The sequence below is a fragment of the Methylotetracoccus oryzae genome, from assembly GCF_006175985.1.
GTDB classification, from domain to species: Bacteria; Pseudomonadota; Gammaproteobacteria; order Methylococcales; family Methylococcaceae; genus Methylotetracoccus; species Methylotetracoccus oryzae.
Window position 1 is genome coordinate 97421 of the sequence record NZ_SRSH01000015.1, and the last position, 13361, is coordinate 110781.

8 protein-coding genes are annotated in these 13361 nt (G+C 64.9%); 6 read left to right on the top strand and 2 right to left on the bottom strand.

Translation table 11 applies throughout. The features are described from left to right. Position 1: 1 nt before the first annotated feature. The gene (locus tag BWR02_RS15225) at positions 2 to 1699 is read right to left on the bottom strand and encodes a sensor histidine kinase (RefSeq protein ID WP_139558780.1); all 1698 of its coding nucleotides are present in this window, start codon (positions 1697 to 1699) and stop codon (positions 2 to 4) included. Positions 1700 to 1825: 126 nt separating this feature from the next. Here BWR02_RS15225 and sucC point away from each other — a divergent pair, with 126 nt between their 5' ends. The 6 genes from sucC (at position 1826) to BWR02_RS15255 (ending at position 12348) form a co-directional block, all read left to right on the top strand. Next, complete coding sequence (sucC, locus tag BWR02_RS15230; protein WP_139558781.1) at positions 1826 to 2989, top strand: ADP-forming succinate--CoA ligase subunit beta; 1164 nt, start codon at positions 1826 to 1828, stop codon at positions 2987 to 2989. Then, positions 2986 to 3858 carry a succinate--CoA ligase subunit alpha gene (gene sucD, locus BWR02_RS15235; protein WP_139558782.1) on the top strand — a complete coding sequence of 291 codons (873 nt, stop codon included), beginning with the start codon at positions 2986 to 2988 and terminating at the stop codon, positions 3856 to 3858. Before sucC ends, sucD begins: the two co-directional genes overlap by 4 nt. Positions 3859 to 3904: 46 nt before the next feature. Continuing rightward, entirely contained in the window at positions 3905 to 5524 is a 1620-nt protein-coding gene (locus BWR02_RS15240; RefSeq protein ID WP_139558783.1) for an NAD+ synthase, read from the top strand. A gap of 131 nt (positions 5525 to 5655) precedes the next feature. Next, the gene (locus BWR02_RS15245; RefSeq protein ID WP_162560179.1) at positions 5656 to 10329 is read left to right on the top strand and encodes a PAS domain-containing protein; all 4674 of its coding nucleotides are present in this window, start codon (positions 5656 to 5658) and stop codon (positions 10327 to 10329) included. Positions 10330 to 10670: 341 nt separating this feature from the next. Continuing rightward, positions 10671 to 11648, top strand: a complete 978-nt coding sequence (locus BWR02_RS15250) for an acetylxylan esterase (RefSeq protein ID WP_139558785.1) — start codon at positions 10671 to 10673, stop codon at positions 11646 to 11648. Then, the gene (locus BWR02_RS15255) at positions 11620 to 12348 is read left to right on the top strand and encodes an esterase family protein (RefSeq protein WP_139558786.1); all 729 of its coding nucleotides are present in this window, start codon (positions 11620 to 11622) and stop codon (positions 12346 to 12348) included. The genes BWR02_RS15250 and BWR02_RS15255 overlap by 29 nt, the downstream gene beginning before the upstream one ends. 177 nt (positions 12349 to 12525) lie before the next feature. Here BWR02_RS15255 and BWR02_RS15260 read toward each other — a convergent pair whose 3' ends face one another. Beyond that, complete coding sequence (locus tag BWR02_RS15260) at positions 12526 to 13239, bottom strand: S1 family peptidase (RefSeq protein WP_162560180.1); 714 nt, start codon at positions 13237 to 13239, stop codon at positions 12526 to 12528. Positions 13240 to 13361: the final 122 nt, after the last annotated feature.

Consider the following 13361-nt stretch of genomic DNA (forward strand, 5'->3'; position numbering starts at 1 on the left):
TTCAGATCGCCGGGTTCTGGCCGTCAGCCAGGCAAAGGCGGAACTCGCTGCCATCGCTGAGCGGCCGATAGTCGATCCGGGCCTGGTTGAGTTCGGCCAGTTCGCGTGCCACGTAAAGCCCCAGGCCCACGCCGCTGCGTGAGGTCGTGAAGAAGGGTTCGAAAATCTGATCGGCGGTCTGTCCATCGATGCCCCCGCCGTGGTCCACCACGGCCAGGCAGGGGCGACCGTCTCGTGCGTCCGCTTCAAGGCGTATCTCCAGCATGGTTTTGTCCGGTCGCCCGTATTTCATCGCGTTGGTGCACAGATTGTCCAATATTTGCCGGAGATGGCTCGGATCGATCAGCGCGCACAGAGAGCGTTCGGCGCCGCGCAGCGCGAAGGGTGGGGCGGACAGATCGCGCTCCTCGGTGAAGTCATCCAGAAACCGGCTGACCCAGGGGCCCAGTTCCACGCGTTCGCGCTGGGTGCTGCGGCCGCGCGACAGTTGCAGTATGTTCTCGACGATTTCGTTGACGCGTTTCGAGTGGCGCAGAATGATCTCGAGGAGGCGCTGGTCTTCCCCGCTCAGGGCATCCGACTCCGTCAGGAGCTGAGCGGCATGGTTGATGGCGCTGAGTGGGTTGCGCACTTCGTGCGCGATGCTGCCGGTCAGGCGGCCGAGCGACGTGAGCTTGCTATGTTGCACGCGCTGTTTATGGACGGCTTCGTCTTCGAGCATGACCATGTTCAGCGCTGGGTCCGACTGCAGCAGGCGTGCGAACCGGGCATGGACCGGCTGGCCGTTAGGCGAACGCAGCGTGCCGGAGGCCTCCGAATCCTGGTGGGACCATTCCACATAAGCCTGCTGGAATACCGGGTTGAGATCCTTGACGGAGGCGACCGAAGGACCCGCCCCGAGCAGGCGTCGCGCCGCCGGGTTGGCGGTCCGGATGCGTTGCTGGTCGTCCAGCACGAGGATGCCGGACTGCAGATGGTCGATGATGAAGGCGTTTAGCTGACGCAGCGTTGCCAGGTCGTGGCTGCGCTGGGCGGCCAGCAACTGGCTCTGTTCCGCACGTGCCGACAGTGCCGTGGCCAGCAGTGCGACGGCGAAGAACGCCGCGCCCAGCAGTCCCGCCGAGGTCAGGGACATCGCCGACGGCAGCACGCCCAGCCCGATGGACAACTCCTGCGACAATACCGCAATGCTCGCGACCGCCGCAAAGCCCAGGGCGCAGCGTCCCCCGGTAAGGATGCCGCCGGCAGCGACGGTGCAGGCCATTAGGATCCCGAGTCCTCCCGACACGCCGCCCGAGGCGCTCATCAGCATCGCGATCAGCGCGATGTCCGTCAGCACCTGTAGGTTGACCTGGGTCGTGTACTGAGGACGGCGCAGCGCGACCAGGGGTGCACTGAGCAGTGCGGTGATCAGACACAGGCCGGAAACCGTGGCGAAGCGTTGGGGATCCTGCACGTCCACGAGCGAGGTCAATCGGCCGAGCCACAGGGGCACGACGAACGCGAACCCCAGTACGCCGCGGTAGCCGACGTACAAGGCCAGCGACCGCCAGGCCGGATCGACCTGCACCCGGTAATTCGGGGAAAAGGGGCAGGGCGTCAGATAAGCGCCCGGGTCGGCTGCATCGGGAGTCGCAACGCCGTCTTCGGCGCCGTTGACGGTTGATGTCTTCGTTCCTTCGAGCGAACCCGTTGCCATCGCGGTGCAGTTTTCGCAGGACTTGGCTAAAATGCCGTTTCGCAAAGATTTTAGCACTCGCGGCCCGTAAACGGCCTGTTCCGGCAGCACAACCCACGCCGGATAACGCTCTTCGGTTCCACACTGATGAACCTACACGAATACCAATCCAAAGCCCTGTTCGCCGACTATGGCATCGACGTCCCTCGGGGGCAGGTCGCCTTCTCGGCGGAACAGGCCTGCGCGGCAGCGACGGCGCTCGGCGGCGACCGCTGGGTACTCAAGGCGCAGTCGCATACCGGTGGTCGAGGTAAGGCCGGCGGAGTCCGCGTCGTCGAAGGCCTGGACTCGGTGGCCGCCGTCGCGTCGGAGCTCTTGGGGATGCGCCTGGTGACGCACCAGACCGGCCCTGCGGGGCTTCCGGTCAGCGGGGTACTGGTCGAGGAGGTCCGGCCGATCGCGCGCGAGCTCTACTTGAGCGCGCTGGTCGACCGCGCCAGCGCCCGGATTCTGTTCATCGCATCCGAACAGGGCGGCATGGACATCGAGGCCGTGGCGGCGGAGCAGCCCGAGGCGATTCTGACCTGCAGTGTCGACCCGGTGGTCGGCCTGCAGGCCTACCAGACCCGCGATCTGGCCTTCGCAATGAATCTGCAGGGCGCGCAGGTGGCCGCGCTGGGGCGCATCATGCAAGGACTCTACCGGTTGTTGCTCGACAAGGATCTGAGCCAGGTCGAGGTCAATCCGCTGATCGTCAACGAGGCGGGGCAGTTGCTGGCGCTGGATGCAAAGATCAACATCGACGACAACGCCCTGTACGCGCATCCGGACCTCGTCGAACTGCGGGATCTGTCGCAGGAAGATGCCACCGAAGCCGCCGCGCGCGAGCACGGGCTCAGCTATGTCACCCTCGACGGCGAGATCGGCTGCATGGTCAACGGCGCCGGTCTCGCGATGGCGACCATGGACATGGTGCGGCTGCACGGCGGCATGCCGGCGAATTTCCTCGACGTCGGTGGCGGCACGACTGCGGCCAAGGTCGCCGAGGCGTTCAAACTGATCCTGGCCGACGACAAGGTCAAGGCCGTGCTGGTCAACATCTTCGGCGGTATCGTCCGCTGCGACCTGATCGCCGAGGGCGTCATCACGGCCGTGAAGGAGGTCCATGTCGCAGTGCCGGTGATCGTCCGGCTCGAGGGCACCAATGCCGAGGCCGGCCGGACCATGTTGGCCGAATCGGGACTCGCGATCATCGCCGCATCCGACCTGGACGATGCGGCCAGCAAGGCAGTGGAGGCAGCACGCGCATGAGCATTCTGATCGATCGTTCGACGCGGCTGATCTGCCAGGGCTTTACCGGCAAACAGGCGACGTTCCACTCCGAGCAGTGTCTCGCCTATGGCACGCAACTGGTCGGCGGTGTCACGCCCGGCAAAGGCGGCACGACCCACCTCGGCCTGCCGGTGTACGACACGGTGCGGCAGGCGGTGTCCGGCACCGGGGCCACGGCCTCGATGATCTACGTCCCGCCGCCGTTCGCCGCCGATGCGATTCTCGAGGCGGCCGATGCCGGCATCACCTTGATCATCTGCATCACCGAAGGCATCCCGGTGCTGCAGATGATGAAAGTGAAAAATGCCCTGCGCGGTTATCCTGATGTGCGGCTGATCGGCCCGAACTGCCCGGGGGTGATCACGCCGGGCAAATGCAAGATCGGCATCATGCCCGGTTTCATTCACATGCCGGGCTCGGTCGGCATCGTGTCGCGCTCCGGTACGCTGACCTACGAGGCGGTGTTCCAGACGACACGCGCCGGTCTCGGGCAGAGCACCTGCGTGGGCATCGGCGGCGATCCGATCAAGGGGCTGGATTTCATCGACGTGCTGGCCTTGTTCCAGGCCGATGAGCAAACCCGCGGCATCATCCTGGTCGGTGAGATCGGGGGCAGTGCCGAGGAAGAAGCGGCCGAGTACATCCGCGCCCACGTCACCAAGCCGGTCGTCGGCTATATCGCCGGCCTGACCGCTCCGCCGGGCAAGCGCATGGGCCATGCCGGTGCCATCATCACCGGCGGCAAGGGGACCGGTCAGGGCAAGGTCGCCGCGCTGCAGGCGGCCGGCATCGCGGTGGTCGATTCGCCGTCCGCGATGGGGCGCCGGATGTCGGAGCTGCTGGCCTGAAGCCTCCCGCTGTCCGAATGCGATGGCAGGCGTGGGGTGCCGGGCGATGAACCTCCGCATTGCGATCGCACAGCTCGACTTCCTCGTCGGTGACGTGGCCGGCAACAGCCGCCGCGTCCTCCAGGCAGCCAGCGAGGCGCGCGACCGCCTCGGGGCGCACGCCGTCGTCTTCCCCGAACTCACCTTGTCGGGCTACCCGCCCGAGGACCTGATCCTCCGGCCCGATTTCCTGCGCTGTGTCGACGACGCGCTGCAGGGGCTCGCGGCCCAGGTGCGGGGCATCGACGTCATCGTCGGCTTTCCGGAGCGTCAGGTCGGCATGCCCTACAACAGCGCCGCGGTGCTGCGGGAGGGCAGGGTGCACTGCATCTACCGCAAGCAGGCCTTGCCAAACTACGGCGTGTTCGACGAGAAGCGCTATTTCCTGCCCGGCGCCGATGCCTGCGTGTTCGAACTGCATGGCGTACCGGTGGGGCTGACGATCTGCGAGGACATCTGGCTGCCGGGGGCCGTCGAAGGCGCGGCCGCGGGCGGCGCACGGCTGGTGCTGAACCTCAACGCCTCGCCGTTTCAGGTCGGCAAGGGCGATGACCGCGAGCGGGTGGTCCGTGATCGCGTCACGGTGGCGGGCGTGCCGGTCGTTTACGCGAACCTGGTCGGTGGCCAGGACGAACTCGTCTTCGACGGCTCGTCCTTCGTCATGAACGCCGCCGGGTCGGTCGTCGCCCGAGCACCTGCCTTCGAGGAAGCGCTGTTCGCGGTCGATTTCGCCGGCAGCGCCTCGCTGGAGCCAATTGGGGCGACGGTGACGCCGCCGCTGGAAGAGACCGCCGCCGTATACCAGGCGCTGGTGACCGGTATTCGCGACTATGTCACCAAGAACCGTTTTGCCGGCGCGGTGTTGGGTTTGTCCGGCGGCATCGATTCGGCCCTGACGCTCGCGCTGGCGGCGGATGCACTGGGAGCCGGGAACGTCGAGGCGGTGCTGATGCCGTCGCGCTACACGGCCGACATCAGCGTGACCGATGCCGAGGCGCAGGCCGAACTGATGGGTGTTGCCCACCATGTGATCCCGATCGAGCCGGCTTTCCGCACTTTCACGGAGACCCTGGCCGACACGTTCGAGGGTCTGCCCGCCGACACCACCGAGGAGAACATCCAGGCCCGCTGCCGCGGCGTGATCCTGATGGCCATCTCGAACAAGAAGCGCAAGATCCTGCTGACCACCGGCAACAAGAGCGAGATGAGCGTCGGCTACGCGACCCTGTACGGCGACATGGCCGGCGGCTTTGCGCCGCTGAAGGACGTGCCCAAGCTGCTGGTCTACCGCCTGGCGGATTATCGGAACGGGATCTCGCGCGTCATCCCGCAGCGGGTCATCGACCGGCCGCCTTCGGCCGAGTTACGGCCGGACCAGAAGGACGAGGACTCGTTGCCGCCCTACGATCTGCTCGATCCCATCCTGGCCTTGTACGTCGAGGAAGACCGCTCGGTCGAGGACATCATTGCCGCGGGTTATCCCGATGACGCGGTCCGGCGGGTGGCCTGGCTGGTCGACAGCAACGAGTACAAACGCCGCCAGGCCCCGCCCGGCGTCAAGATTTCCCGGCGCGCCTTTGGACGCGACCGCCGCTATCCGATCACCTGCGGATACGGGCGGCGCTGACCCCCGTTGGGGCGCGATGTTCCCATGCTGCTGGGCTGTCAACCACCACGGACCGCCCTGAGTCGCCCATCCGGAATTGTTTCACGAGGTATTGGAAGCCAATGAAGGATACGGAAGTTCTTCACCAACCGATGGTCCTGATCGTCGACGATTCGCCCGAGGATCGACACACCTGTCGCACTTTCCTGGATACCGGGTATCGGGTGTCGGATGCCGACACGGGCCAGGCGGGTCTTGAACTGATCGGGCGCCTGAAGCCGGACTGCATCCTGCTCGACTATCGGCTTCCCGATCTCAATGGTCTCGAGTTTCTCGAGGCGCTGCACCAGGAGCCGTCATGCGAACAGCCCGCGGTGGTGGTGCTGACCGGCCATGCTGATGTGAGATTGGCGGTTGCTGCCTTGCAAGCGGGAGCCACCGACTTCATCGAGAAGGATCACATCACCGCGGTATCGATCAAACAGGCTGTGGCCAGGGCCATCAGCAACGTGCAGCTGAGCCGTGATCTGAACCGTCACCGCGAGTGGCTCGATGCGACCTTCGCCGGTGTTGCCGACGGCGTGGTGGTGGTGGATGCAGCGGCCCGGGTGACGCTGTGCAACCAGACCTTCGCCGAACTGAGCGGATGGTCACTGGCCGAAGCCATGGGGCAGCCAATCAATGAGGTCCTGGCGCTCACTCAGGACGCGTCGGCACATGATTGGCAGCAGACACTCCAACAAATCCTGGGCGGTGAGCAGCAGGTTGCAACGCCCCGCTTTTCGGGCCAGTTGATCGCACGGAATGGGAGCCGACGTTCGATCGCCTTCAAACTGGCCCCGATCCTCGCCCAGAGCAATTCAGACACGGGCGTGGTGATCACGCTGACTGATGTCGGCGAGATTGATGAGACGAGACAGGCCTTGACGGAGAGCGAGTCGTGGCTACGGCTCGCGTTGGAGGCCTCCGGCATGGGCTGCTTCGACTGGGACCTGGAGACCGGATCCGTGACCTGGAACCGGCAGCACGAAGCGCTGTGGGGGTTCCAGCCGGGGGAAATGACCGGTGCCTACGCGGATTTCGCGCGACGCGTCCACCCGGACGACCTGCCTGAAGTCGAGGCCGCTCTGGCCCGAAGCCGGGATGACCGGGTCCCTTACTGCTGCGAGTTCCGGGTCGTCTGGCCCGATGGCAGTACGCACTGGATGGGCGGTCGGGGCGAGTTTGTCTACCGGGAGGATGGCAGGGTGCTGCGCATGCGCGGCACCGTCGTCGAGGTGACGCAGCGCAAGCAGGCCGATGCCGCCCTGCACGCGAGCCAGGAACTGTTGGCAAGGATCATCGAGAGCGCGCCGTCGGCGGTCTTTGCGATCGATCGCGAGCATCGTTTCACGCTGACCAACCCGGCCCACTTGTCTACCTGTCGGCTGCAGCCGGATGGTGTGATGGAGCGCACCGGACGCGACGTTTTCCCCGCCGCGACGGCCGAGCGGCTTTGGGCCGACAACGAACAAGTCATGCGTACGGGGCAAGCGTTGCAACTCGAGGAGGAACTGGTCCTTGCCGATGGTACCCGTATCGACGTCATCACGACCAAGTTCCCGTTGCGCGATGCGGCGGGCGTGATTGTCGGCATGGGTGGCGTGGCCACGGATGTCTCCGAGCTCAAGCGTGTACAGCAGGCGCTGTCTGCTGCCGAGCAGCGCTTCCGCCTGGCGATGGAGGTCACCCAGGATGGAATCTGGGACTGGGATATCACGACTGGGAATACCTACTACAGTCCGGCCTATTTCGGGATGCTCGGCTACGCGCCCGGTGATTTCCCCGAATCCTTTGAGACCTGGACCGACTTGTTGCACCCCGACGAGCGGGAATCCGTTACAGCCGAGGCTCTACACCTGCTGGCGACCGCCGGCGAGTACCAGCTGGAATTTCGAATGCGTACGCGGGCGGGTTCCTATATCTGGGTCATCAGCCGCGGGAGGGTTATCGCGAGGGATGCGGAAGGGAATCCCCAGCGGGCGATCGGGACACATATCGACATCACCGGGCGCAAAACGGCGGAGCAGGCACTGAGGATCAGCGAGGAGGGTTTGCGCCTTGCGCTGGATGCCGCGCAGATGGGAACGTTCGATTGGGACCTCGTGACCGGGCGTATCACTTGGTCACACCGGCACGAAGCGCTCTGGGGCTATGCGCCCGGCGAGTTCGACGGAACGTATGCGGGGGTCACGCAACGGGTCGACCCTAACGACCTGCCTGCGGTCGAAATCGAATTGGCCCGTTGCCAGTCCTCGCGGGCGCGCTTTTCGGTCGAGTATCGTGTGCTGTGGCCGGACGGCAGCACGCATTGGGTGAGCTCTCTGGGCGAATTCGAGTACGCCAGTGACGGTACGCCGCTGCGGATGCGGGGTGCCGGGATGGATATCTCCGACCGCAAGGCGACCCAGACGGCGCAGCGTGAGGCGGAGGCATGGCGCCTGGCTTCCCGCTACACCCGCTCCCTGATCGAGACCAGCCTGGACCCGCTGGTAACCATCAGCGCCGACGGCGTCATCACCGATGTCAATCGAGCGACCGAAGACGCTACCGGATGGCCCCGCGCGCAGCTGATTGGCAGCGACTTCGCGAACTACTTCACCGATCCTGCCCAAGCCCGCACCGTTTACCGGCAAGCCTTTTCGGAAGGTCATGTGCGGGACCATCCGCTGACCCTCCGGCATACGTCCGGGCAACTGACGGATGTGCTGTACAACGCCTCCGTTGTCCGCGACGAAGACGGTCGTATCCAGGGTGTTTTCGCCGCCGCTCGCGACATCACGGTCCGCCTTCAAGCGGAACAGGCGCTTGAGGCAAGCCAGGCGGGCTTGCGGCGCGCCCAGTCCGTTGGGCAGATCGGCAGTTGGCATCTGTTTCGCGACTCCGAGGTTTTCGAAATTTCCGAGGAGACAGCGAAGCTGTTCGATCTCCCGGGTGACCGGCCCCTCACGTTCACCGAATGGTTCGCTCGTATTCATCCCGACGATCAGGCGGGCGTTGCGGCGGCCTGGCGGGATGCCTTGCGTGGTGCGCCATACGAGAGGGTCTACCGCATCGTCGTTCGGGGCGAGATCGTCTGGATCAGGGCCCTCGCGGAACTGGAGTTCGACGAAAGCGGCACGCTGTTGAGCGGCGTGGGCACGGTGCAGGACATCACACCGCTCAAGCGGGCGGAACTCGAGGTGCGACGAGCTGCGCAACGCCTGAAGTTGGCCACCGAAGCGGCGGATGTCGGCGTTTGGACCTGGAATTTCGCCGATGACCGTCTGAAATGGGACGACCGGCTTTTGGCCTGGTACGAGGTGCCGGACGGCATGCGCGAAACCGGGCTTGACTACGCATTCTGGCGATCACGGGTTCATCCCGACGATATCGAGCGTATAGAAGCCGGTTTTTTGGCTGCCAGGCTTGCGCAATCCGCCTGGTCGGGCGAATTTCGCATCCTGTTGCCGGGGGGGCGGGTCCGCTACATCGAATCGGCCGCGCTGTTCGAGCATCAACCGGATGGCGCGCCCGAGAGGATGGTCGGTATCAACCGCGATGTAACGGCGGAGCGTGCGCTCGAGGAGAGCCTGCGCGAGGCGAAGGCCGCCGCCGACGGGGCGAACGAGGCCAAGGGTATTTTCCTGGCCGATGTGAGTCACGAGGTCCGGACGCCCATGAACGCGATCCTGGGTTTCGCGCAATTGTTGGAGAAGGATGCGCTCACTCCCGAGCAGCGCGGGATGGTGCGGCGGATACGCACCGCCAGCGAATCGTTGATGGGCCTGCTCAATGACATCCTCGACTTTTCCAAGATCGAGTCAGGCCGTTTCGCCCTGGAGCGGCAGCCCTTCTCGCTCGACGGGGTGTTGTCCAATGTCGTCGGACTGCTGTGCTCGATGGCCGTCGGCAAGGGCCTGGAACTGCGGCTCGACATGCCGGCCGACTGCGATATCACACTCCTCGGGGACGCGGGCCGACTGGAACAGGTGCTTGTCAATCTGACCAGCAATGCGATCAAGTTCACCGACCAGGGCAGTGTCGAGGTGCGAGTGATCGCGACGGCGTTGACCGGGACCCAGGCGCACCTGCGCTTCGAGGTGCACGATACCGGCATCGGCATCGCGCCGGAACAACAGGACGCCCTGTTCACGCGCTTCACGCAAGCCGACGGCAGCGTCACCCGCCGCTACGGCGGGACGGGCCTCGGACTTTCCATCTGCAAGCATCTCATCGAAGCAATGGGCGGAACGCTTGGCGTCGACAGTACCCTGGGCGTCGGCAGCACCTTCTGGTTCGAAGCGGGTTTCCCGCTGGCCCCCGCGGACGCCCTGCTGGAAACGGCGGTGGCGTCTGCGCCTTTGACCGTGACCGGTCCCAGGCTGAAGGGACTGCAGTGCCTCGTGGTCGACGATAGCGCGATGAACCGCGACCTTCTGCAATACCTGCTGCAGCGGGAGGGGGCTCATGTTGACGTCGCCGCCGATGGTCGTGAGGCGCTGGAGTACCTGCGTACGCGAAGTCAGCCCGTCGATGCCGTCCTGATCGATCTCCAGATGCCGGTGATGGATGGACTCGAGTTGATCGGCGCGATACGCGGTGAACTCGGTCTGAGCGGGCTGCCTTTGATCGCCGTTTCGGCTGCGGCGGGACGGAAGCAGCGCCAGGCGGCAGAAAACGCGGGCGCTAACGACTTCCTGCTCAAACCGGTGGACCTGGAGACGTTCGTCACCACGCTGCTGCGCTGGACGCAACCCGCAGTGCCAGTCGTGACGGCGCCGGACCCAAGATCGGGAACGGATTGAGGCCTCCCGGTTCCGTTGCCTTTACGCCCTTTTTTGATCCGCACTGAAGTTGACACCGAGGGATTTGGCTGGCGACCGGGATAGTGCGGCCGCCAACCGGCCAGACACATTGCGCGGGCGCGTATTGGCCGGATTGGTCCGGGCGCATCGATTCAAGGACTCCTTAACGATGACAGGACGGTACAAGCGTCTTCGGCCCCGTTGCGGCGAAACCGTGGGATGCGAGGGGCTGGCCGTTCGGGGGAACTCCGGGGGCGGCTGCTGCGGTGATCTTCCTCCGGCTGATTGACAAAAGGACGTTGTATTGTCGAAGTATGGATTCACTGAACACGTCGCCGATCATGTCCCTCGACCACGGTTTTCCATTCGATCCCACCTACGGCTACGACCTGGACGCCTTGCTGGCGGTGATCCCGCCCGAGCCTCCCGCGGATTTCGCCGCCTTCTGGTCAGCCCGCTACGCGAGAGCGAGGGAGCAGCGCCCCGCGGCTGAACTCCGCCCGGCGGGTTGGGCGGATGAGCGTTTCGAGGTCCATGACCTGAGTTACGAATCGACCGGGGGCATGCGCATCGGCGGCTGGGTACTGGCGCCGCGCAGGCTGCCGGTCCGGCGCGGTTTCGTGATCGGTCACGGTTACGGCGGGCGGGAGGGTCCGGATCTGGACCTGCCCTTCGACGATGCCGTGCTGTTCTTTCCCTGCGCCCGCGGAATTTCGCGCAGCCGCTGCGCGGGCCTGCCGGAGGCGCCCAACGAACACGTGCTGTGGGGCATAGACGATCGCGAACGCTACGTGCTGGGCGGTTGCGTGGACGATGTCTGGGTCGCCGTGACCGCACTTGAGGAATTGTTTCCCGGCGCCCGCGGACGCGTGGGCTACCTGGGCATCAGCTTTGGCGGCGGCATCGGAGCGATGGCCGTGCCCTGGGACGAGCGGATCGCCAGTGCGCATTACAACGTTCCGAGCTTCGGACACCAGGCCTTGCGCCTGAGCTTGCCCACGATCGGTAGCGGCGAAGCCGTGCAGCGGTACCGGCAACAATGCGGTCACATTCCGGAAACCTTGCGTTACTACGATGCCGCCGTGGCAGCCCGTTTCACGACGGTGCCGGTCCATGTGGCGGCGGCGTTGTTCGACCCGGTCGTCGCGCCACCCGGTCAGTTCGCCGTCTACAACGCGCTGCCGGATGAAAAGCGACTGTTCGTGCTGGACGCCGGTCATTTCGATTACCCCCGCCGCGTGGAGCAGCAACGGATGCTGCTGGCGGAACTCGAGCAATTTTTTGGGTGCGATGAATCGCGAATATCACCGTTGGTATAGCCACCGGCTCGGTCGCGACATGGAGTTGCTGATCTTCGGTCACGCCGGCGCGAAAGTGTTGGTGTTTCCGACCCGCGACGGGCGTTTCTACGAATACGAGAATCTCCGGCTGGTGGACAGCGTCCGGCACAAGCTGGAGGCGGGGCAGTTGCAGCTGTACTGTCTGGACAGCCTGGACCACGAGAGCTTCTACTGCTTCTGGCGCCACCCGGCCGACCGCATCCGGCGCCACATGCAGTTCGAGGATTACGTGCTGAACGAGGTGCTGCCGCTGATGGCCGCCAAGAACGGCCATCCGTGCACCATTGCCCACGGCTGCAGCCTCGGTGCGTACCACGCCGTGAATATCGCATTTCGCCATCCGCACCTGTTTCGCAAGGTCTGCGCGCTGTCAGGCCGTTATGACCTGACGCTGGGCATCGAGCACTTCCGCAACCTGTTCGATGGCTACTACGACGAGAACGTCTACTACCATACCCCCAGTCACTTCCTGCCGAACCTCGGTGACCACGGGCGGCTGGATCAATTGCGCGCCATGGACATCGTGTTGGTCATCGGCGACGAAGACCCGTTTCTCGGCAATAACCTGAACCTGAGTCAAACCCTTTGGGATAAAGGTATCGGGCATTCACTGCGCACCTGGCACGGTCGCGCCCACCAGGGTTCCGCCTGGCGCGGCATGGTTCCGGCCTACCTGTGAGCGCAGGCCGAGCGAAAAATCACCCCGCGTGATTCGCGGCGCGGTACTTGCGTGGCTGCGCAGCCCGCGACAAGACACCCTCTTCTCTGGCAAACCCGGGTGGCGTTCGCGGCTGAAGCGCATCTCGGGGGCAGGGTGTTTCGTGCGCCATGCGCACGAAATCACTGAATGCGGTCTTCAGGGCCGCGCGTGGACCGTCGCCAGCGGTTCGGGCCGCTTCAGGAAGCCCGGCAGATGATTCACGTCTTCCCAGAATGACGCGCCGCTGAGTGGCACGACCGCGTTCGCCGCGGTTCGCGACAGGGCCGGAATCCAGTCGGCCGGTATTGCATAATTCCGCCCTGCCTTGCCGGCGGTCAGGAAGGTTGCGAGACCGATCAGCCGACCGCGCTCACTGAACAGGCCGCCCCCGCTCCCGCCCTGCACGAAGTCGGTCGACGTCTCGATGACCGGCGCACCATCGAATGGATGCAAGCCCTCGACCCGCCCCACCGAAAAGGACATCCCGAGCGCGCGCGGAAATCCGTAGAAGTACACTTCCTCGCCCACCGACAGGTCAGCGGCACTGCCGAGTTGCGCCTGTGGCACGGGCAGCCCCGGGACCGTCAACAGGCAGAGATCGTGGCGCGGGTCCGCCTGTTGTGCGGTGACGCGGTAACGGACAGGCCCTTTCGCAACGACGATGGTGTGGGCCAGTCGGGTCACGTGACAGTTCGTCGCCACTTGGTCGCCGCCGATTGCGACGCCCGATCCGAAGAACATTGGTCCGCCCTCCGGGTAGGCGTGGATCTGCACGACGCTCAAGGACAAGCGATGATCCACCTCGGCCATGCCGTCGGAACACGACAAGGCCATGAAAAAGGCTGTTGCGATCGAGCATGCACGCTGCATTGAAGCCGCTCCTGTCATTGGTAACCCAGCACAATTTTGGAGTGGTCCTCGGGGCGTAAGTTCGCCGGCAACGCGGGGTACGACCTTGAGGCCATAGCCGCGACTTCGCCCCAGCCTTTATA

Coding starts and splice junctions, on each gene's coding strand:
- BWR02_RS15245 (WP_162560179.1), top strand. CDS start 5,656: ATGGTCCTGATCGTCGACGATTCGCCCGAGGATCGACACACCTGTCGC.
- sucC (WP_139558781.1), top strand. CDS start 1,826: ATGAACCTACACGAATACCAATCCAAAGCCCTGTTCGCCGACTATGGC.
- BWR02_RS15240 (WP_139558783.1), top strand. CDS start 3,905: ATGAACCTCCGCATTGCGATCGCACAGCTCGACTTCCTCGTCGGTGAC.
- BWR02_RS15250 (WP_139558785.1), top strand. CDS start 10,671: ATGTCCCTCGACCACGGTTTTCCATTCGATCCCACCTACGGCTACGAC.
- BWR02_RS15255 (WP_139558786.1), top strand. CDS start 11,620: ATGAATCGCGAATATCACCGTTGGTATAGCCACCGGCTCGGTCGCGAC.
- BWR02_RS15260 (WP_162560180.1), bottom strand. CDS start 13,239: ATGCAGCGTGCATGCTCGATCGCAACAGCCTTTTTCATGGCCTTGTCG.
- sucD (WP_139558782.1), top strand. CDS start 2,986: ATGAGCATTCTGATCGATCGTTCGACGCGGCTGATCTGCCAGGGCTTT.
- BWR02_RS15225 (WP_139558780.1), bottom strand. CDS start 1,699: ATGGCAACGGGTTCGCTCGAAGGAACGAAGACATCAACCGTCAACGGC.